The following is a 19979-nucleotide window of genomic DNA, read 5'->3' as shown; positions in this document are numbered from 1 at the left end:
CTCCCGCCCGGACGATCCCTCAGGCCGACCTGTCACCAGTGGGGGAGTCTCGGATGGCGAGCGCGGCCTGGATGAGGGCGGCGTGGGTCAGCGTCTGGGGGTAGTTGCCGAGGTGGGCGCCCGTCGCGGGGTCCACCTCCTCGGGATAGAGGCCGAGTGGGCTGGCGTAATCAACAACGGCCTGGAACAGCTCGACGGCCTCGCCGCGACGCCCGGTGCGGGCAAGTCCCTGAACGAGCCAGAACGAGCAGGGCAGGAACGCGCCCTCGGTGCCGGGGAGGCCGTCCCGGCCGGGCGGATAGCGGTAGAGCAGCGGACCGCCGGCGGACAGCCGACCCCGGATGGCGTCGATGGTGCCCCGTACCCGGGGTGACCCGGTCCCGTCCAGGCCGAGCAGCGGCAGGACGAGCAGCGCCGCGTCGAGGTCCTGCGACCCGTAGCTGCGGACGTAGCTGCCGGCCGTCGGGTCGAAGCCGCGCGTGCGGACCTCGGCGGCGATGGCGTCCCGGGCCTTCTGCCAGCGCCGACGTTGGCGCTCGGGCAGGCGGTGCCGGTCGGCGATGGCCAGGGCGCGGTCCAGCGCGAGCCAGCCCATGAGCTTGGAATGGACGTGGTGGGCGGGCTCGCGTACCTCCCAGATGCCGGCGTCCGGCTCCTGCCAACAACCGGCGACGACGTCGGCGAAACCGCGCACCGCCCGCCACGTCTCGGGATAGAGGCGGTGCCCGGCCTGGGCGAACGCCCAGGCGGCGTCGATCACCCAGCCGTAGCCGTCGAGCTGGTGTTGGCCGGCGGCGCCGTTGCCGATCCGCACCGGACGGCTGTCGAGGTAGCCGGGCCAACCCACCAGTTCCCGTTCCGCCGGCACGTGCCGGCCGTGCAGGGTGAGCAGCGCCGGCAGGCGTGGCCGTTGCAACCGGCTGGCGTGCAACAGCCACGCGAGGAAACCTTGGGCCTCGTCGGTCTTGCCGACGCTGAGGAAGGCGCTCACGCCGATGCTGGCGTCACGGGGCCAGACGTAGCGGTAGTCCCAGTTGCGTACCCCACCGGGGTCCTCGGGCAGTGACGTGGTGGGCGCGGCCACCGGCGCTCCCGACGGCGAGTAGGTCAACAGCCGCAACGTGAGCAGGCTTCGTGCGACGTGTTCGCGGAACGGCAGCCGGTCGTCGATCTCCGCCGTCCAGGATCGCCACCGGGCCTCGTCCGCGACGAGCAGTTCCCAGGCGACAGGTGGCTCGACGTGGATCACCGGTTCGCGGTGCGCCACAGCCAGCACGAGGGTGACCGGCCGCCCGGGCCGGACCGTGATCGAGGTGGGCCGACCCGGTTCGATCCGGAACCTGGGCGTGCTGTCCAGCGCGACCGCGAGCGCCCCCCACTCACACACGAGGCCCTGGCGTCGGTGGTGGACCCGGGGCCGGCGGCGCCGAGCGCCAAGGCGGGGATCGAACTCCACCACCGCGTCGACCGCTGCCTGCTCGGCCGACAGTCGTCGCACGACAAGTGTCGTGGGCAGCAGACGACCGCTGACCTCGGCCACCATCGCCTCCGTGAGGCGGAGCCGGCCGCCGCCCACCGCCCAGGTCGTCTCCAGAGTGGCGGTGTGCTGCCGGTAACGCCGCTCGACGACAGTGGCCGGTCCGACCGGGCCGACCCGGAACGTTCCCGCGTCCGGGCCCCCGACCAGTCTGCCGAACAGGGGATCGCCGTCGAAGCGGGGCACGCAGAGCCAGTCCATGCCGCCGTCACTCGCGACCAGGGCGGTCGTACGCGTGTCACCCAGCAGGCCGTAGTCGCCGATCGGCGGCCTATCGGTCATGGAGATCGCCCCGTGCCAACTCGGGTGGGGTCACCGGGCTTGCAGGAGCAGCCCGAGAAAGACCCCGTAGACGACGTGGACGACAGCAGTGACCACGGGAGTCTGGATGCCGTAGTTGACGGCGAACAGACCGGGCGGCTCCAACACCGCAGTGCTGGCCGGCCCCGCTCGCTGCGAGGCCATCCGCGGGTGGACACCGGGAAGCAGCGGCAGAATCACCGTCAGCGCGATCCCGACGTGCACAATCCCGAACAGCGCCCCGATCCACCAGGTCGCCCGGTGCAGCAGCGCGAACGCGGCCGCGTAACCGAGGGCGAAACCCTGACCGGTGCAGAGGTGCAGGAAGAACCCGACGACGCGCGCCCGATCGGGATCCTCGGTGACGAAGGTCCCGAGCACCAGGGGAAGGTCGAGCCGCGTCAGGCCGGCCAGTTGAGCCGTGATCATCGCCGCGGTGAGCGCCGCGGTGGCCACCAACCCGAACAACGCCCATCCGGCCCAGTCCATCTCAGCAGTCGACGACGTCGCGGGCGTTCTCGGTCATCGGTCCACCCTCCGGCTGAGCAGCGTGAATCCCACGGCCCGGACCAGGCACCCGCCCACCGGGTGCCCGGTTTCTCACCATAAGCCACCGCAGGGGTCGCCCTGACCCGCTCCCGCAGACGTCCCTTCGACGAGTTTGCAGCGCGACGGGGCAGCCAATCAGGGCCGTGCCCCTACCTCAAGCAGGATCTCCACCACGTCAGCACGCAGCGACCGGGTGGCGAGTGTTCTTCGCACGTGATGGGCAGCCGCTCTCAACCGTTCGTCAGCCGAGGTCGCCTTCGATGGCCGTCTCGTACACCGTCTCGACTGGCCGGGTCGCCTTGACCATCGAGGCGAGGTACTCCCGTGTCTCCCGATCGGTCGAGTAGATGATCGTGCCCTTCATCCCGCGAGTGAACAGGACCTTGTAGGTGTTGCGGATCAGCAGATCCGCTTCGGCGTCGCTGACCGTCTTGCGACTGCGGAACGCCGGATCCTTCGACTCCTCGCGTCGGGTCACCAAGTAGCCGTCCCTGGCAACCAGGTCCGGCCCGATGATGACGCCCGACCAGTCGTACTCGAAGCCCTGCGCCGTGTAGACGCAGCCCACCTGGCCGAAACCGTTCGGATCCGTGGCCCAGAACGCGCTGCCTGGTGCATCTCCGACGCTGCGGTCGCTCTTGACGTTCCATGGCCGCGACCAAGCGCCGATCTGGACATCCGGCACCAGGCTGTCGTCCGGACGCGGATCGCTCCACGGCCAGCAGTACCCAGCGGACATTCTGGCGTTGACGCCGGACGCCTGTCTGCTGGCGAGGAAGGCTTCCATCTCCTCCGGAGACTCTGCGAGACGCAGGTCGACCCTGCCGTCGCCGGTCCAGACCGACGGCTCACCCCCGTCGAGACCGAGAAAGTCGACGACCCATTGCTCGTACGTTTCGCTGCCTCCGCAGCGGAACTGGCTGTGCAACGACACGACCTCAACCTCAAGGTCGAGCTGCCTCGCGTACGACGAGATGACCTCGACATTGCCCAACTCTCCCGGCTTCACCACTTGGTGCTCGTCGAGTAAGAAAACCGGCACCCGAGCGGCGGCGATGAGTTCGTCAATCTGCCGACGAGACTTCTCCCGCTTGGCTTTCGGGGTGAACCGGTTGACTGAGGTCTCCCGGATGCGGTGGGCCTCGTCGCAGATCAGGACGTCCAGCCCGTTGCGTTCGGCGGACATGAAGCTGTTGAAGTAACCAAAAAGATTCTTCAGCCGGGTCGACCCCTTGCCGGCGTACCGACGCAATGTCTGAGTGAACGACCGCGAGCCGGTCGCGTGCATGACGGAGCGGTTCTGACGTGCCAACTCACCGAGCACCGACAGCGCGATCACACTCTTGCCGCTGCCCGGTCCACCCGAAACGACCACGACAGACTTGCGATCCGCCGATCGCGCCCGCTCAACGGCATGTAGGACCAACTCGTACGCCACACGCTGCTGGTCCAGCAGCGTGAAGTGCGAACGGTCCTTCAGCTCCTGTGCGGCGTACCTGAGTAGATGGCGGCTGGGCCGGACAGAGCTGGTCAGGAAACGGTCTGCGGCGCCTGCGCCTGATGCTGGGGCTAGGTGGCTACGTAGGTAGTCGAGAAACTGGCCACGCCGCTGTTTCGTGAAGATCCGGCTCTGCTCGGTCGCCGGCCGGTCGAACAGGTCACTGATGTCGCGGTCGACCGCGTTGTGCAGGTAGGCGACCCCACGCACCGGGTGGTGATGCCCGGCGAGGATGCCGAGGAAGTCCGTCAGGTACTCGCAGTACTGCTCGACCTGGACGCCGGGGTGCAGCCGCGGGCCACTCGCGTGCTCGATCGCCACGAGTGTGTCGGAGCCCTCGTAGGACTCGGCGTAGGACCACTGCTTCAGCTCTACAACCACGTACGAGTCGTCAGACGTCCTCGGGTCCACACCAGCCAGCACCACGTCGACCCGCTTGCTGGTCAGCGGTAGCTGGTACTCGATGAGCATCTCGACCCGGCCCAGCCCAGCGTCGGCGAGATCCTGACCCAGCACCTCAAGGCTCCGCGACCAGGCACGGCGTTCCGCCGGGCTCACGTTGCGGCCAATCTGCTCCACGATCCGGTCTGCGAGTGTGCTGCTGGCAACCAGACGCAGCAGACCGTCGGCGGACGTACGGAACGCTGACAACACTTGCCCCCGGGCAGCACGAAGTGATCGTGCGCATGGGGGGCGTGTCCGGTAGCCGCCGGAAGCCCGTCGTGACGCGCTCCTACGTGATGGACTGTAGCGGAGAGATCAACTCAGCGCCATGTTGACGCTGCCGCCAGCTATCGCTTCGCGGCCGACCCGCGAGCCTGGTCGACCGGGTAGCGACGGGCCACGTCCTCGAGTTTGGTCGATGCCGCCTCGACCAGGTCGATGCCGAGGACATCAGCGAGCCGGGTTAGATAGATCATCACATCGCCGATCTCGGCCTTGACCCGGTCACCGGCCGTCCTGTCGGACATGACGGCCTCGGCCTGCTCAGGTGTGAGCCACTGGAATTCGGCGATCAGCTCACCGACCTCACCGGCGAGAGCCATCGCCAGGTTCTTGGGCGTGTGGAACTGCTGCCAGTCCCGCTCTTCGGCAAACGTCCGTACGCGGCCTGTCAGGTCATCCATGGCTGGGAGCATCGCAGATGTCATGTACCGCCCGCGTTCTCTTACTCGGGGAGGCTGGCCGATTTCACGGCGGCTGTGAACATGAGCCAGGCACGGTGCTCGAAGCGAAGAGCTGGCCCATCAAGATGTTTGGAATCGCGTACGGCGACCAGGCCGGGCATGTTGGTGGCGACCTCGACGCAGTCGCCGCCGTTGTCGCCACTGCGGGTGCTCTTGCGCCAGACGGCGCCGGTCAGGTCAGTCATGCCGCATCTCCCCAGCGATCCGCTTGATCATGTCAGTCGATTCTGCCTCGCTGAGGGCCAGCGCATCCAGCCCTCGCCAGACGCGCTCGTAGGCGGCCAGCTCGTCAGGCTTGTCGAGGTACAGGGCACCAGTCAGCGACTCGCTGTAGACCACGGACGGTTCCGGCGCGGTACGACCGCCCTTTGTCGCCGGGAAGTCGAGGATCACGAAGGATCCCGCAACCGCGCCAGGCTGTGGGCCTGCTGCCAGGGGCAGCACCCTGACGCTGACGTTCGGTAGCTCGCACAGCTTGGTGAGGTGAGCGAGCTGCTCGGCCATGACCGGCGAGCCGCCGACGCCACGTCGAAGCACCGCCTCAGACAGCACGGATTCAACCCCGGGGGCTGCCGGCAAGCGCCGAAAGAGCAATGCCTGCCGTTGAAGTCGGACCTGTACCGCCCGCTCGCGATCCTCCTCATTCAACATCCCGCCAAGGCGATAGAGCGCGCGAGCGTACTCCTTCGTCTGAAGGATCCCAGGGATGAGCGACTCGTCATAACGGCGGAGGTGGGCGGCGGCGGATTCCAGACCGACGTACAACTCGAACCAGTTCGGCACCGCGTCCCCGTACGCGTGCCACCAGCCCTTCGACTTTGTCTCCACGGCCAGCCCGCGCATCGCCTCGGTCATCTCGGGCGACACCCCGTACAGCTCGCACATCGCCTTGACGTCGAGCACCCGGACGGAGCCCTGGCCGCATTCGAGGCGCCAGATCTTCTGCCGGCTGTATTCGAGGGCCTCGGCGGCGGCGTCGAGGGTCACCCCGGCCTCGTTGCGGAACTGCCGCAGCAGTCGGCCGAGCTGCCGACGCGGCACTGTCGATCCGATGTCTTCGGGCATCCGCACACTCCCTGGTTCCATGACGCAACGCTGCGTGACGTGCTCATGCAACTCCTACGGGTTTCAGCAAAGAAAGTCAATGCACAACGGCGAAATTGCGGTTTAGAACGTTGCGTTTCCACTGCGGACTGTCGCAGGCTGGTCACAGCACGGCGGCCGTCCGGTCCCCGAACGGCCGCCGTGCCTCCCAGCGCACCCTCGCCCCTCCGCATGAGGAAGGCAGGCAGGCATGAACGCCAGAAACCAGCGACCGGAGCCGAGCGGTCCAACGGCGTACTGCTCCGCCCCGTACACCAGTCTGTTGCCGTGGCAGGTGCGTGAGCGCCGCTTCGCGCCGGTCGGGCTCGGACGTCGCGGACTGAACCCCGACGACGTGTACGCCTTCCTCGACCGGGTCGCCGCCGACATGGCCGCCGTCTACGCTGCTCTCGCCGAGAGCCGCCTCGAGACGGCCCGGATCAAGGCCGGCCTGCGTCGCCGGCAGGCCGACCACGCCGGTGCCCGCAACGAGCAGGGCCGGGCCTGATGAGCCAGCGGTACGTCATCCACCTGCCCGTCGTTGCTAACGACCTGCCTGCCGCGCAACGTCTGGCCCGGGTCATCGGTCGGTGGATGCTGGTGCTGCCGATGGCGGACCCGGGGGAGACCACCGTCTCCGAGGAGGACCAGCAGTTCCTGCGCCACCGGGTCTTCTGCGACCTGCTGATGCCCGGTGGTCGGCGCTGCCTCCTGCGCGACGGACACGACGGCGAATGCTCCCGCCGTTTGCGCCGGTGAGGGAAGCGCAGCCGGCCACGCCGGACGAAAGGCCAGCGACCGGGAGTGCGTAAATCAGGAGGTGAAGGTCCAGAGGAAGTAGAGCCCGGGTGCGGTGGGGCCGTACTGGCGGTACTCGCAGTAGTACCAGCTCCACTGGCCAGCTTGAGCGCCCTCGCTGCCGTAGCTTTTGCAGAACTGGCCGTCGTAGTAGACGCCGCGTAGCGTGCCGCCCTGCGGGTCCGCCGTTGCCGGAGTGGCGCTGGCCCCGATCAGCCCGCCCAGGGCGAGGGTCACCGTCGCCAGCAGCATCGCCCATCTGCGTCCGCGCATGGAGTCTCCTTCCGTCGCTTCCACGGTGCACGGTTCAGCGTCGAGCCGCGACCGGGGCATCGAAGTTCGTGAAAGTAAGGCTGGCATGGGCGCGGGCGGCCCGACCCCCGACAACGGGCGGCGTCCCGCAATGATCCGTCAGGGCGGCCTCCGACGAACGGGCAGCCGGCGCGACTGGAGCGACGGCCACGAGAACGTGGCCGGAATTCAGACCGGTCAGCGATCAGGCAGAGGAGATATCCCTGTGACGAGAAGCAATCCGCATCGGGAGTGACCCCAGCGAACGGCCCGGGAGTTGGTTAACGTCGCCATCGACTTCCTGATCGGCGAGGCGCTTGAGGCGGTACTTGGGTAGGCGTGGCCGCAAGGGCGTCGGCTGGATCCTCACCGGCGGCACCGACCTCGCCAGCGCCACCGGACGTAAGGAGCAAAGTCTTGCTCAACCTCGCACGTACCCTCGGGATGCGGGCGAGCGCCGCAACCGAGGGTTTCTACCTAGCCGAGGGGGGACCGAGTCCTCTCAGCGTGCGCCAACCGGTTCAGCTTGCGAACAACATCCTTGTCGGGAACTCGCCGCTGGCCCGCCAGGCCTTCACGATCTTTGCCGTGATCGCACCGGCAGCGGAGTTGAAGTCGCCATCTTCGACGCGGGCGTCGAGGGTGGCTGGATCGATCGTGAGAATGCGGTCGAACTTGTCATCCAAACCGAACTCGTACCGCACCTCGCCCGCACCAGCCTCGACGCGTCGGGCGGTCACCATCATTCCCATGCCCTAGCCTCCCATGTCGGCGTAGTCCTCGTAGGTCGGCCCAGGAATCGACGATCCCCAGTCGGACACCTGGTTGGCGGCAAGATGCGCCTCACGGTATGCCGCCTGCGGGTGTGCCCGGTAGTACTGCAGCTCCGCCAGCTCGTGCTCCAGCAGAGCGTGATCCTCGGGCAACGGGCTGCCTCGCCGCAAGCGTAACCATGCTTCAGCCATGGGAGGGCTCGGATCATATCGTTGATGGATGATTCCGCCCGCGTAGTCATCCATCGGGTGCTCATCAAAGAAGATGTGCCGACGGATCTGTTCGATCTCCTCCCGCGAGAATCCGCGGGAACCGTCAAGGCGAGGGGCATCCGCGACCTGGCGGGCTATGAGTTCGGCATCGTCCTGACTGCGGATGGCGTCGTAGGCATCCTCTGCCCAACGGTCCTGCCGTCCATAGTCCGCCAGATCGCGGGGGCGAGTGGTGTGGCCCCCATGTAAGCCTCGTGCCCCCACTCTCGCGCTCCCTGACCGGGCAGCCGGCGAATCGCGCAGCCGCCCGAGCGCCTGCTGGAGTTTCTCGATGAGGTCGCCGAGCCGGCGTACCTCCGGGATCAGTCGGCGCAGGCTGGCCAGCAGCCCCCGCAGCAACCGCGCGATCCGCGCCGCCCACGACGCCACCAGTGTCGAAACCTGTTCCACGACCAGTGGTGCGGCAAGTCCGCCGGTGACGACGAGTTCGCCCGCGTACGTGATGAGGCGGGACACGCAGGTGGCGATGGCGTCGCGGACCAGGAGCCGGACGGCGGCCACCAGGCCGGCGGCGCCTTCGGTGATCGCGGCCATGGTGTCGGCGCCCTGGGCGAGGCCGGTGATGGCCTGTTGTTGTTCGGCGGCCCAGGCGCGGTAGGCGGGGCCGGCGCTGCCGCCCCAGCCGGCGACGTCGTCGCGGACGGCGCGGGTCAGTTCGGCTGCTTCCTCGCGGAGCGAGGCGGCAACGTTGCGCCAGGTCTGGGCGTGTGCGGTGATCTGTGCCGGGTCGCCGGCGAGCCAGTCGAGCGCCTCACTGAGCGGCTTGACGTGCTCGATGAGCCAGGCGATCCCGTACTGGAGCAGGGCGCCGACCGGGTCGGAGACGAAGACGAGGGCGTCGAGGCCCGCGCTCACCACGCCGAGGCTGCCGTCGATCCAACTGCCGGTGCGGACGCCCTGCGCGATGAGTTCGATGTCCTCGCAGATCCACACACCCGCCCAGGCGCTGGGCGGGGTGTCCGCTGCGGCGGCGACGAGCGGGTTGGACGTCACGGGCGCTGCCGCACCTCGTCGAGCAGGTGCTTGGCGTGGGCGTCGGAGCTTCGGTAGTGGTCTGCCCCGGCCCGCAGCCTGCCGGCGGTGTCCCGTACCGACGCGGCGGCGGCGCCGATGCCGTCGACCAGGGTCCGCTGGAGGCCGTCGAGCAGCGTCGGCATCAGGGCGCAGAGCTGACCGTACGCGTCGGTGCCCAACCGGACGTGCTGGCCGGCCTGTTGGGCGGTGTCGAGGCTGCCGGCGCAGCGATCGAGGCGGGCCGCGTGGGCAGTCAGGTCGTCCGGGTCGACCTGGATGCCGTCACCGCCGGGCATCGCTGGACCCCTGATCGTGGCTCAGCCGGCTGCGGTAGGAGTCGATGATGGCCCGGGTGCTCGCGTCGTCGCCGAGGAGTTCCCCGGTCACCTCGCGGACCTGGCGGAGCAGGTCGGTGCGCGCGGCCCTGGTGGTCTCCAGGATCTGCCGGGCGGTGTGTGCCGCGGACTGTTGCCGGACGCGTTCGTCGAGTCGCAGGTCGATCAGCAGGCCAGCCCCGTCGACGGTGACGTCGACGGTCCGGTCGGTGTTGTGCGCGGTGCCGGTCAGCTCCTGAATCCTCGCCGACAGTGTCTTCGCCTGCTCCGCCCGCGCGGCGATCGACGACTCCCACTCGTCGAGCCGGCGTCCAGCCGCGTCGAGCGCGGCCTCGTCCGCCCACATGTGACCCTCCCCAGGGGACCACCGCCGACGGCAGTCGGCGAGATCACCGGCACGTTATCAACCGGTGGCGCTCCGTGCATGCCCTGAATGAGGAGGACGTCACACCGGCCATCGCCAGGTGCCCGAATCCGAACCACGTGACGGTCCGGTCAACGAAGATTGACCCCGTGACGAGCGACAACCCGCACCGCGGCTGGACCAGCAGGACCAACTGGGAGGGGCGGATCAACGCTCCGCTGCGCGCGTTCCTGCGCACCGAGACCGGCGGCGCACGGGTGGTGCTCGTCGCGGTGGTGGTGGCCCTGCTCTGGGCCAACCTGGACGTGTCGTCGTACGAGTCGCTCTGGAGCACCTCCCTCTCCGTCCAGCTCGGCGAGTGGCACCTGACACACGACCTGCGCACCTGGGTCAACAGCGGTCTCATGACGTTCTTCTTCCTGGTCGCGGGGCTGGAGTTGCGACGCGAGTTCGACATCGGCGAGCTGCGCGAACGGCGGCGACTGGCGTTGCCGATGCTGGCCGGGTTCGGCGGCATGCTCCTGCCGATCGGGATCTATCTGGCGATCAACGCCGGGCGTCCCACCGCGGCGGGTTGGGGCGCGGTGATGGCAACGGACACCGCGCTCGCGCTCGGCGCGCTGGCCGTCTTCGGGCCGCGCTTCTCGGATCGGCTGCGGGGTTTCCTGCTGACCGTCGCTGTCGTCGACGACGTGGTGGCGATCGCGGTGCTGGCGATCGCGTACCCCGAACACCCCTCGCCGACGGCGCTGCTCGTCGCGGCGGCGATCTTCGGTGTCGTTCTGCTCGTCCGGGGCGTCGGCGTGCGGTTCGGGCCGGTCTACGCGCTGCTGGGGGTGGCGGCCTGGGTCGCCGTCTCGGAGTCCGGTGTCGACCCGGTCGCGGTGGGCCTGGTGATGGGGTTGCTGAGCTACGCCTACGCTCCCGGTCGCGGCGACCTGCAGCGGGCCAGTGACCAGTTCCGCCTCTTCCGGGAACAGCCCACCCCGCAGCTCGCCCGCATGGCCCAGGCCGGGCTCACCTCGGCGCTGTCGCCGAACGAGCGGTTGCAGACGCTCTACCACCCGTGGGCGAGCTACGTGATCGTGCCGCTCTTCGCCCTGGCGAACGCCGGGATCGTGATCGACGGGGAGCTGCTGACCAGGGCCGTCACCTCCCCGGTCACGCTCGGCGTCGTGGTCGCGTACGTCGTGGGGAAGCCGGCCGGGATCGTGGCCACCTCGTGGTTGGTGGCCCGGTTGAGCGGCAACCGGTTCCGGCCTCCGGTCGGCTGGCTCGCCGTCGCGGGGGTCGGCACGGTGTCCGGCATCGGGTTCACCGTCGCGCTCCTGATCGCCACTCACGCCCTGAGCGGCCCCGCCCTGGATGAGGCGAAGCTGGGCATCCTCGTGGCGACCGTCGGTGCGTCAGTTGTCACCTGGCTGGTGTTCCGCTGGATTGCCCGGCTCTCGCCGGCACGGCGTGCGCGCGGGCTGCTGGGCGTCGCCGAGGCCATCGTCGACCTGAAGCTGCCTGTCGATCCGGAGCGCGACCACATCCGCGGATCGCTCGACGCGCCGGTGACTGTCGTCGAGTACGGCGACTTCGAGTGCCCCTACTGTGGGCAGGCCGAGCCGGTGGTCCGGGAACTGCTCGCCGACTTCGCCAACATCAGGTACGTCTGGCGGCACCTGCCGCTCACCGACGTGCACCCGCACGCGCAGCTCGCCGCCGAGGCCGCCGAGGCGGCGGGGGAACAGGGCGCGTTCTGGGGGATGCACGATCTGCTTCTCGCCCATCAGGACGCGCTCGGTCCCGCCGAGCTGCTCGGTTATGCCGAGCAGCTCGACCTGGACCTCGACGGGTTCCGGGAGCACATGGCGAAGCGGATGGGCGTCGACCGGATCGCCGAGGACGTCGACTCCGCCGACCTCAGCGGCGTCACCGGCACCCCGACGTTCTTCATCAACGGCCGGCGCCACCACGGCGCGTACGACATCGCCGCGCTCTCGGCGGCGGTGAAGTCGGCGTTCGCGAGCGTGCGCCTCCAGCCCGAGTATCACCGACGCGAGCGTGGCCAGCGTCAGGACAGCTAGCCCGCTCCCGAGTGGACAGGACGCGGGCTCTTGACTCCCGGGGAACATCAGGCCACCATCTGACAACGTTGTCACCGACTTCCCCGCCATCTGACAACGTTGTTATCCCTGGAGGCGCAATGTCCGAGCCATCGCCCGTTTCGCGGCGTACCTTCCTCTCCGCCGGAGCGACGCTGCTGGCGTCGGTCGGGGTGGGTGCCGTCCTGCCGGACGTGGCCGCCAGCGCCGCCGCGCCGCAGACCGGCGGCCCGTCATCCACCGATCTCGCCAGGTACCGCCCGGTGTCGGTCTCCTCGACCGACTACGCGCCGACGCCCGCCGCGTTCGCCGTGGACGGTCTGCCCCAGGTCGGCGTACGGGGCAGCGGATGGCGCGCGGCGAACGGCGATCCGCAGTGGATCTCGGTGGACCTTCAGGCGCAGTGCCGCGTCGAGGCCGTCACCCTGGTCTTCGAGGCGACCCTCGCCGACAGACCGTTCGACGGTAACTACACCGACACCGACACCGACGGCGACGAGATCCTCTCCAGCGCCGCGAAGGCGTACCGCATCGACGTCTCCACCGACGGCCACGACTGGCGGTCGGTGTACGAGACCAGCGACGGTCCGGGTGGTGTGCAGGCGATCAAGCTCCCGCAGCCCGTCACCGCGCGCTGGGTCCGGATGACCGTCACCGCACGGTCGAACAGCAACCCGGTCGGCCTGAACGGCTTGCAGGTCTACGGCGTCGCCCTGTCCCCTCGCCCGAGGGCCGCGGGCTGGACGAGCTGGGAGGGAGGCAACACCGGCCGGACCCCCGAGCTCACGGTGGCCCCGGACGGCACTGTCGCGCTGGAGTCCGGCTGGTCGCTGACGATGGACGACTTCGCGGGCACCACCGACGGCGCCGAGCTGTCCCGCGCGGGCGTCGACGTCAGCTCCTGGCTGCCGGCGACAGTGCCCGGCACCGTGCTGGGCACCCTGGTCGAGCAGGGACACCTGCCCGACCCGGTCGCCGGCTTCAACAACCTGCGCATCCCGGAGGCGCTGTCGCGGCACACCTGGTGGTACCGGCGGGCTCTGCGGCTGCCACGCGGCCTGGACACCTCCGCCGGCCGCCGGATCTGGCTGGAGTTCGACGGCATCAACCACGAGGCCACCGTCTGGGTCAACGGCGTGCGGGTCGGCAGCGTCAAGCACCCGTTCGCGCGGGCCGCCTTCGACATCACTGACGCTCTCGCGGGCCACCGCGACCACGTGCTGGCCGTGCGGGTCACCCCGATGCCCCACCCCGGCACCCCCGGCGACAAGGGCGCCGACGGCCGTACCTTCCTGCAGTCGGCCCACCACTACCTCGACGCGCCCACCTACCTGGCGGTGTCCGGTTGGGACTGGATGCCCGCCGTCCGTGACCGGGTCACCGGCCTGTGGGACCACGTGCGGCTGCGCAGCACCGGCGCGGTGGTCGTCGGCGACCCGCACGTCGAGACCACGCTGCCGAAGCTGCCGGACACCGGCACGGCCGAGGTCACCATCCGGGTGCCCGTACGCAACGCCACGGCCACCGCGACCACAGTCACCGTGCGCGCGGAGTTCGACAAGGTACGCGTCGAGTCCACAGTGACCCTCGCCGGGCACGGATCCGCGACGGTCACCTTCACCCCGGAGCGTTTCGGGGCCCTGCGCCTCGCCAAGCCCCGCCTCTGGTGGCCCAACGGCTACGGCGAGCCCCACCTGTACGACCTGACGCTCACCGCCACTGTCAAGCGCGCGGTCAGCGACCGGCGCGAGCTGCGCTTCGGTGTCCGCGAGTTCGGCTACGACTGGCATCAGCCGATCGTGATCTCCCCGCCCGGCCAGCCCCCGCTGGACTTCGTCGACGGCGCCGCCACGCAGACCGTCACGTTCAATCGGCAGCACGCCCGACACGTGCGCATCCAGGCCGGCCAGCGCGCCACCGGGTGGGGCATCTCCATGTACGCGCTGTCGGTGGCCGACGGCGCCGGCCCGGACCTCGCCCGGGGGCGCGACGCGACCGCGTCGTCGTCGGAGAACGACACCAACGTGCCCGCCAGGGCCGTGGACGGTGACCCCGCGACCCGCTGGGCCTCGCGGGCCGAGGACGACCAGTGGATCCAGGTCGACCTCGGCGCGGCCGCCGACTTCGACCGGGTCACCATCGTCTGGGAGCAGGCGTACGCCCTGGACTACCGCGTCCAGGTCTCCGCCGACGGGAACGCCTGGACCGACGTGAAGGCCGTCAGCAACGACACCCCGCTGGGCAGCCGTGCCACCCAGGTCGAGACGTTCGCCAGCCGGACCGCCCGGCACCTGCGCATCCAGACCGGCGCGCGGGTGACGTCGTGGGGCGTGTCCATGTGGGCGCTCTCGGTGCAGCGCCAGGCCGAGCCGGGCGTCGACCTGGCCCTGCACGGGACGGCCACCGCGTCGTCGTCCGACGGCGACTCCAACGGTCCGGAGCGGGCCGTCGACGGCAACCCGCGTACCCGGTGGTCGTCGGCGTTCGAGGACAACCAGTGGATCGCTGTCGACCTCGGTGCTCTGGTCGCCTTCGACCAGGTGACGATCGTCTGGGAGCAGGCGTACGCCCGCGACTTCGTCATCCAGGTGTCCGACGACGGGCAGCGGTGGACCGACGTCAAGGCGGTCAGCAACAAGATCACCGAGTTGAAGATCAGCGTCAACGGGGTGCCGGTGTTCGCCCGGGGCGGCAACTGGGGCTGGGACGAGCTGCTGCGCCGGGTGCTGCCCGACCGGCTGGCCGACACGGTCGAGATGCACCGCGACATGAACTTCACGATGATCCGCAACTGGCTGGGCAGCAGCAACCGCGAGGAGCTGTACCGGGCCTGCGACGAGCAGGGCATCCTGGTGTGGAACGACTTCTGGCAGGCGGGTGCCTTCCTGCCCAACCCACCGGGCTACGTCGACATCGCTGCCGACACCATCCGGCGTTTCCGCCACCACCCCAGCATCGTCGTGTGGTGCGGCGCCAACGAGGGCGACCCGCCGCCGATCGTCGACGCCGGCCTCAAGCAGGCCGTCGCCACCGAACACCCGGAGATCCTCTACATCCCCAACTCCGCCAGCGGCATCGTGAGCGGGCGCGGGCCGTACGGCTGGGTCGACCCGACCACCTACACCGACGCGACGATCTACGAGGCCGACTCGTTCGGCTTCCATACCGAGATCGGCATGCCTGTGGTGTCGGTCGCGGAGAGCATGCGCAACCTGGTCGGCGACGCGCCGGAGTGGCCGATCGGCGAGGTGTGGAACTACCACGACTGGTCGACGATCGGTAACCAGCGCGTCGGCACGTACCAGGCGGCGATCGACGCCCGGCTCGGCGCGTCCGGCTCGCTCGACGAGTTCGCCGCCCGGGCGCAGTTCGTCAACTACGAGAGCCACCGCGCCATGTTCGAGGCGTGGAACGCCAACCTGTGGCAGGACGCGACCGGCCTGCTGCTGTGGATGTCGCACCCGGCGTGGCACAGCACGGTCTGGCAGACCTACGACTACGACCTCGACGTCAATGGCGCCTACTACGGCGCCCGCAAGGGGTGCGAGCCGGTGCACGTCCAGGCCGACCCGGGCACCTGGCAGGCACGGGTGGTCAACCACACCACTGCCGCCCTCACCGGCGTGACGGTCACCGCCCGCCGGTACGACCTCAACGGCCGCTCGCTGGGTGCCGCCCAGCGCCAGCGGGTGGACGTGGCCCGCTCGTCGACGACTCCCGTGTTCGCCGTCGCCGCGCCGGACGGCGGTGGACTGCACCTGGTCCGGTTGGAGCTGCGCGACGGCAGTGACCGGCTGCTCGCGGAGAACACCTACTGGCGCTACGACAAGGCCGAGCAGATGCGGGCGCTCAACACCCTGGCGAGCCCTCGCCTGGTGACGTCGACCAGCTCCGTACGCGTCGTGGACGGCCGCAACACCGTCACCACGACGGTCCGCAACCAGGGCCGTACGGTCGCCGCGATGATCCGGCTCGCCGTCCGCGACAAGCACGGCAAGCGGGTCCTCCCGGCCCGCTACGACGACAACTACTTCTGGCTGTTGCCGGGAGAGACACGTCAGGTGGGGATCTCCTGGCCGGCGCGGCCGGGCCTCGCCCGCCAGGCCACCGTCACCGCCCAGGCGTACGGCACGCCATAGCATTGCGCGCTGGGGAGCGGCTGCCCGGAGCCGCTTCCCAGCGCCACCGGACCCCCAGTGAGGTGTTGTCATGACGTTCACCACCAGACCGACCCTGCAGGGAACCTTCGGCATGGTGTCGTCGACGCACTGGCTCGCCAGCCAGTCCGCGATGGGGGTCCTGGAACGCGGCGGAAACGCTTTCGACGCCGCGGTGACCGCCGGGTTCGTCCTGCACGTCGTCGAGCCCCACCTCAACGGCCCGGGGGGCGAGGTGCCGGCCATCGTGGCGACCGCTGCGGATCCTCGCCCGAAGGTGCTGTGCGGGCAGGGCCCGGCCCCGGCCGCCGCGACCATCGCCCACTTCCGGTCCCTCGGCATGGATCTCATCCCGGGGGCCGGCCCGCTCGCGGCAGCCGTGCCCGGCGCGGTGGACGCGTGGCTCCTGCTGCTGCGCGAGCACGGCACGTTCACCCTCGCCGACGTGCTGGAGCCGGCGATCGGCTACGCCGCCGCCGGCCACCCCCTGGTGGGCCGGGTCGGTGAAACCGTGGCGGCCGTGCGGTCGCTGTTCGAGGAGCACTGGCCGACGTCCGCCCAGCTCTGGCTGCGCGACGGCCGGCCACCGGCAGCGGGGGAGCGGTTCACCAACCCGGCGTACGCGCGCACGCTGCGCCGACTCGTCGAGGCCGGGCAGGCGGCCGGCGGCGACCGGGAGGCGCAGATCGAGGCCGCGCGCCGAGCCTGGGGTACGGGTTTCGTGGCCGAGGCGATCGACGAGTTCAGCCGGCGGCCGTTCCGTGACTCCAGCGGCCGCGCACATGCGGGGCTGGTCACGGGCGACGACCTGGCCGCGTACTCGGCGACCTGGGAGGCCCCGACCACCCTCGACTGGCAGGGCTACTCGGTGGCGAAGACCGGGTTCTGGGGCCAGGGCCCGGTGCTGCTCCAGACGCTGGCCGTCCTCGACGCGCGCAACGACGACGGCGCGTACGACACGGCCACCGCCGCCGGCGTCCACGCCCAGGTCGAGGCGCTCAAGCTCGCCTTCGCCGACCGCGAGGCGTGGTACGGCGACAGCGCCGACGTGCCCGCCACCGCGCTGCTCTCCCCGGCGTACGCGCGGGAGCGCGCGGGGTTGATCGGTGACCGCGCGTCGACCGAGCTGCGACCCGGGCGTCCCGCCGGGGCGCAACCGCGCCTGCCGGCCCACGTCCGACGCGGCGCCGGCAGCCGCGTCGACGCGCCGGACCCGACCACGGGGGAGCCGACGGTGCGCTCCGACGGGGTGACCCGGGGCGACACCTGCCACGTGGACGTCGTCGACCGCTGGGGCAACATGATCTCGGCGACGCCCAGTGGTGGCTGGTTGCAGAGTTCGCCAACGATCCCGGAACTCGGCTTTCCGCTGGGCAGTCGACTGCAGATGTTCTGGCTGGAGGAGGGGCTCCCCTCGTCGCTCGCCCCGGGCCGCCGACCGCGCACCACGCTGAGCCCGACCATGGTGCACCGCGACGGGGAGCCGATCCTGGCGTGCGGCACGCCCGGCGGCGACCAGCAGGACCAGTGGCAGGTGCCCTTCCTGCTGCGCCACCTCGTCGGCGGTCAGCACCTCCAGGAGGCCATCGACGCGCCCGCGTGGCACACCGTCAGCCTGCCGGCGTCGTTCTATCCCCGCGACTCGGAGCCCGGCGTCCTGCTCATGGAGGACCGGTTCGACGCCGACGTGGTGACGGCCCTGCGGGCGTACGGGCACGAGGTGCGGCTCGTCGACGCGTGGAGTCTGGGCCGGCTCTGCGCCGTCAGCCGGGACCCGGGCACGGGCGTGCTCGCCGCCGGCGCGAACCCGAGAGGTATGCAGGGCTACGCCTGCGGCCGGTAGCGGTCAGGTCCCGCGCGCGAACAGCGCCAGGCGTACGCGGTTGGGGCTGTCGGTCTTGGTCATGAGGCTCGTGATGTGGGTCTTGACGGTGGTGACGCCGATGTGGAGGCGTTCGGCGATCTCGCTGTTGGACAGGCCCTCGGCGACCAGGGTCAGCACGTCCTGCTCGCGGGCGGTAAGCCCCTGCACGGGTCGGGGTGGCTCGGCGCGGGCGTGCACCGCGCGTTGGACGAGGCGGTGCAGCACCTCCGGGGTGAACGGGCTGTCGCCCGCGGCGGCCCGGCGGATGCCGTCCAGCAGCTCGGTCGGGGGCGCGTCCTTGAGCAGGAAGCCGCACGCTCCGGCGCTCAGCGCGGGATAGAGGTGGTCGTCGTCGCCGAACGTGGTCAGCACCAGCACCCGGGTGGCGGGACGCTCGGCGAGGATCCGCGACGTCGCGGTGATTCCGTCGACGCCGGGCATGCGCAGGTCCATGACGACGACGTCGGGGAGGAGCCGCGCGGCGAGGACCACCGCCTCGCGGCCGTTGTCGGCCTCACCGACGACCTCGATGTCGGGCTGCGCGTCGCACAGCATGCGCAGCCCCGCGCGGATGAGGTGCTGGTCGTCGACCAGCAGGACGCGGATCACGCCGGCCTCCGGGTGGGTGTTCCGGCCGGGGCCGCGCGGGCCCGGGGCGCCGCATCGGCGGCGGTCTCGGGGAGCGTGTTCGGCAGGACGGTCCGCACGCGCCAGCCCGTGCCGGTCCGGCCCGCCTCCAGCCGGCCGCCGAGCACCTCGGCGCGTTCGGACATGCCGGTGATGCCGTGGCCGCCGCCGGCCGGCACGTGCGTCGGCGCACTGTCGCCGTCGACGCCGCCCCCGTCGTCGGTGACCTCCCAGTGCACCGCCCCGTCGCGCAGGGCCACCACCAGGTGCGCCCGCGCGGCCGGCCCGGCGTGGCGTGCCACGTTGGTCAGCGCCTCCTGGGTCAACCGCAGCACCGCCAGGCCACGTACCGCGTCGAGGGAGCCGATCGCCGCGTCGATGTCGGCCTCGACGGCGATGCCGGCCTGGCGGGCCCGGTCGACGGCGGCGCCGAGCGCCGAGGGGAGCGCCGAGGGCTCGATCGCGGTCAGCGCGGCGTCACCGCGTACCCCGTCGGGGTTGCGCAGCACCGCGACCAGCCGGCGCAGCTCCGCCAGGGCCGCGGTGCCCGTGCCGTGCACGTCGTCGAACACCTCGTCCACCCGGGGGTCCAGGTCGGTGAGGACGTGCCGGGCCACACCGACCCGCAGCACCATCGACGCCACGTGGTGGGCGACGACGTCGTGCAGTTCGCGGGCGATGGCGCTGCGTTCGTCGGCGCGCGCCGCGCGGCTCTCCGACTCGCGCCGCCGCTGCTCGGCCAGCGCCCGCTCGACGGCCTGCCGGCCCAGCTCCCGGCTGGTCCGGATGACCAGGCCGAGCAGCACCGGCACGCCGACCTCCAGGGCCAGTCCGACGATCCCGGAGGCGACCTGGCGCAGCGGGTCGCCTATCGAGTCGGTCAGGTCGACCACGGCCAGCAGCCCGGCGCTCAACCAGATGGTGCGGGCGCGACCTGCTCGCATGGTGACTTCGAGCAGGGCCCAGCTCGCGCCGACCTGGTTGATCGTGATGTCGTCGATCAGGCAGATCGCGGCAGCCAGCAGCGCGGCCTGCGCCACGAGGTTGACCACCGGCCGACGGTGCGACACCAGCGCGACGCTGAACGCGGCGACCGCGAGGGCCCACTGCGTCGCCGTCGGCGCGGGGCCGGCGTGGGGCACGAAGAGCAGGTAACCCACTCCGGTGAGGTCGAGCAGCACCATCCGCAGGAGCGTGTCCCGCGCCCCGAACAGTCGCTCCGCCCATCGCACAGGG

18 protein-coding genes are annotated in these 19979 nt (G+C 70.5%); 5 read left to right on the top strand and 13 right to left on the bottom strand.

Annotated elements, in window-relative coordinates; genetic code table 11:
* Window positions 1-19 precede the first annotated feature (19 nt).
* The 6 genes from AB0B39_RS10280 to AB0B39_RS10255 all read right to left on the bottom strand — a co-directional run bounded on the left by AB0B39_RS10280 (window position 20) and on the right by AB0B39_RS10255 (window position 6136).
* Window positions 20-1819, bottom strand: a complete 1800-nt coding sequence (locus AB0B39_RS10280; RefSeq protein ID WP_357574089.1) for a glycoside hydrolase family 15 protein — start codon at window positions 1817-1819, stop codon at window positions 20-22.
* 30 nt (window positions 1820-1849) lie between these two features.
* Window positions 1850-2326 (bottom strand): hypothetical protein, encoded by a 477-nt coding sequence (locus AB0B39_RS10275; RefSeq protein WP_234582790.1) that lies wholly within the window; start codon window positions 2324-2326, stop codon window positions 1850-1852.
* 301 nt (window positions 2327-2627) lie between these two features.
* Window positions 2628-4463 (bottom strand): DUF2075 domain-containing protein, encoded by a 1836-nt coding sequence (locus AB0B39_RS10270; RefSeq protein ID WP_357574088.1) that lies wholly within the window; start codon window positions 4461-4463, stop codon window positions 2628-2630.
* Window positions 4464-4675: 212 nt separating this feature from the next.
* A complete protein-coding gene (locus tag AB0B39_RS10265; RefSeq protein WP_357574087.1) occupies window positions 4676-5011 on the bottom strand; it encodes a nucleotide pyrophosphohydrolase in 336 nt (111 codons plus the stop codon).
* A gap of 41 nt (window positions 5012-5052) precedes the next feature.
* On the bottom strand, window positions 5053-5256 hold the full coding sequence (locus tag AB0B39_RS10260; protein ID WP_357574086.1) for a DUF397 domain-containing protein: 204 nt from the start codon (window positions 5254-5256) through the stop codon (window positions 5053-5055).
* Window positions 5249-6136: a helix-turn-helix transcriptional regulator gene (locus AB0B39_RS10255; RefSeq protein ID WP_234582794.1), complete on the bottom strand. Its 888-nt coding sequence runs from the start codon at window positions 6134-6136 to the stop codon at window positions 5249-5251. The genes AB0B39_RS10260 and AB0B39_RS10255 overlap by 8 nt, the downstream gene beginning before the upstream one ends.
* 229 nt (window positions 6137-6365) lie before the next feature.
* Here AB0B39_RS10255 and AB0B39_RS10250 point away from each other — a divergent pair, with 229 nt between their 5' ends.
* Both AB0B39_RS10250 and AB0B39_RS10245 read left to right on the top strand, forming a co-directional pair.
* Window positions 6366-6662: a DivIVA domain-containing protein gene (locus AB0B39_RS10250; RefSeq protein WP_357574085.1), complete on the top strand. Its 297-nt coding sequence runs from the start codon at window positions 6366-6368 to the stop codon at window positions 6660-6662.
* Window positions 6662-6913 carry a hypothetical protein gene (locus AB0B39_RS10245; protein ID WP_357574084.1) on the top strand — a complete coding sequence of 84 codons (252 nt, stop codon included), beginning with the start codon at window positions 6662-6664 and terminating at the stop codon, window positions 6911-6913. The genes AB0B39_RS10250 and AB0B39_RS10245 overlap by 1 nt, the downstream gene beginning before the upstream one ends.
* Window positions 6914-6967: 54 nt before the next feature.
* On the opposite strand, the gene AB0B39_RS10240 is transcribed toward AB0B39_RS10245, so the two are convergent.
* The 5 genes from AB0B39_RS10240 to AB0B39_RS10220 form a co-directional block, all read right to left on the bottom strand.
* Window positions 6968-7225 carry a hypothetical protein gene (locus AB0B39_RS10240; RefSeq protein WP_357574083.1) on the bottom strand — a complete coding sequence of 86 codons (258 nt, stop codon included), beginning with the start codon at window positions 7223-7225 and terminating at the stop codon, window positions 6968-6970.
* 539 nt (window positions 7226-7764) lie between these two features.
* Window positions 7765-7995: a hypothetical protein gene (locus AB0B39_RS10235; protein ID WP_357574082.1), complete on the bottom strand. Its 231-nt coding sequence runs from the start codon at window positions 7993-7995 to the stop codon at window positions 7765-7767.
* A 3-nt stretch (window positions 7996-7998) separates the two neighbouring features.
* Window positions 7999-9282: a WXG100 family type VII secretion target gene (locus tag AB0B39_RS10230; protein WP_357574081.1), complete on the bottom strand. Its 1284-nt coding sequence runs from the start codon at window positions 9280-9282 to the stop codon at window positions 7999-8001.
* Window positions 9279-9599: a type VII secretion target gene (locus AB0B39_RS10225; RefSeq protein WP_357574080.1), complete on the bottom strand. Its 321-nt coding sequence runs from the start codon at window positions 9597-9599 to the stop codon at window positions 9279-9281. Before AB0B39_RS10225 ends, AB0B39_RS10230 begins: the two co-directional genes overlap by 4 nt.
* A complete protein-coding gene (locus AB0B39_RS10220) occupies window positions 9586-9984 on the bottom strand; it encodes a YbaB/EbfC family nucleoid-associated protein (RefSeq protein WP_357574079.1) in 399 nt (132 codons plus the stop codon). Before AB0B39_RS10220 ends, AB0B39_RS10225 begins: the two co-directional genes overlap by 14 nt.
* A 167-nt stretch (window positions 9985-10151) precedes the next feature.
* Between AB0B39_RS10220 and AB0B39_RS10215 the strand changes: the two genes are divergently transcribed.
* From AB0B39_RS10215 to AB0B39_RS10205, 3 genes are all read left to right on the top strand, one after another.
* Window positions 10152-12077, top strand: coding sequence for a Na+/H+ antiporter NhaA (locus AB0B39_RS10215; protein ID WP_357574078.1), 1926 nt, complete (start codon window positions 10152-10154; stop codon window positions 12075-12077).
* Between the two features lie 119 nt (window positions 12078-12196).
* A complete protein-coding gene (locus AB0B39_RS10210) occupies window positions 12197-16234 on the top strand; it encodes a discoidin domain-containing protein (protein WP_357574077.1) in 4038 nt (1345 codons plus the stop codon).
* 70 nt (window positions 16235-16304) lie between these two features.
* Window positions 16305-18095, top strand: coding sequence for a gamma-glutamyltransferase family protein (locus AB0B39_RS10205; protein ID WP_357574076.1), 1791 nt, complete (start codon window positions 16305-16307; stop codon window positions 18093-18095).
* A gap of 3 nt (window positions 18096-18098) precedes the next feature.
* Here the strand turns inward: AB0B39_RS10205 and AB0B39_RS10200 are convergent, their stop codons facing one another.
* Window positions 18099-18725: a response regulator transcription factor gene (locus tag AB0B39_RS10200; protein WP_357574075.1), complete on the bottom strand. Its 627-nt coding sequence runs from the start codon at window positions 18723-18725 to the stop codon at window positions 18099-18101.
* Window positions 18722-19975, bottom strand: a complete 1254-nt coding sequence (locus AB0B39_RS10195) for a histidine kinase (RefSeq protein ID WP_357574074.1) — start codon at window positions 19973-19975, stop codon at window positions 18722-18724. Before AB0B39_RS10195 ends, AB0B39_RS10200 begins: the two co-directional genes overlap by 4 nt.
* Window positions 19976-19979 lie beyond the last annotated feature (4 nt).

The organism is Micromonospora sp. NPDC049114 (assembly GCF_040648635.1).
GTDB lineage: Bacteria > Actinomycetota > Actinomycetes > Mycobacteriales > Micromonosporaceae > Micromonospora.
The sequence above is the reverse complement of the archived record's forward strand: the minus strand, read 5'-3'. Positions and strand labels throughout refer to the sequence as shown.

Coding starts and splice junctions, on each gene's coding strand:
- AB0B39_RS10210 (WP_357574077.1), top strand. CDS start 12,197: ATGTCCGAGCCATCGCCCGTTTCGCGGCGTACCTTCCTCTCCGCCGGA.
- AB0B39_RS10245 (WP_357574084.1), top strand. CDS start 6,662: ATGAGCCAGCGGTACGTCATCCACCTGCCCGTCGTTGCTAACGACCTG.
- AB0B39_RS10275 (WP_234582790.1), bottom strand. CDS start 2,326: ATGGACTGGGCCGGATGGGCGTTGTTCGGGTTGGTGGCCACCGCGGCG.
- AB0B39_RS10265 (WP_357574087.1), bottom strand. CDS start 5,011: ATGGATGACCTGACAGGCCGCGTACGGACGTTTGCCGAAGAGCGGGAC.
- AB0B39_RS10255 (WP_234582794.1), bottom strand. CDS start 6,136: ATGCCCGAAGACATCGGATCGACAGTGCCGCGTCGGCAGCTCGGCCGA.
- AB0B39_RS10220 (WP_357574079.1), bottom strand. CDS start 9,984: ATGTGGGCGGACGAGGCCGCGCTCGACGCGGCTGGACGCCGGCTCGAC.
- AB0B39_RS10280 (WP_357574089.1), bottom strand. CDS start 1,819: ATGACCGATAGGCCGCCGATCGGCGACTACGGCCTGCTGGGTGACACG.
- AB0B39_RS10260 (WP_357574086.1), bottom strand. CDS start 5,256: ATGACTGACCTGACCGGCGCCGTCTGGCGCAAGAGCACCCGCAGTGGC.
- AB0B39_RS10240 (WP_357574083.1), bottom strand. CDS start 7,225: ATGCGCGGACGCAGATGGGCGATGCTGCTGGCGACGGTGACCCTCGCC.
- AB0B39_RS10250 (WP_357574085.1), top strand. CDS start 6,366: ATGAACGCCAGAAACCAGCGACCGGAGCCGAGCGGTCCAACGGCGTAC.
- AB0B39_RS10225 (WP_357574080.1), bottom strand. CDS start 9,599: ATGCCCGGCGGTGACGGCATCCAGGTCGACCCGGACGACCTGACTGCC.
- AB0B39_RS10205 (WP_357574076.1), top strand. CDS start 16,305: ATGACGTTCACCACCAGACCGACCCTGCAGGGAACCTTCGGCATGGTG.
- AB0B39_RS10235 (WP_357574082.1), bottom strand. CDS start 7,995: ATGGGAATGATGGTGACCGCCCGACGCGTCGAGGCTGGTGCGGGCGAG.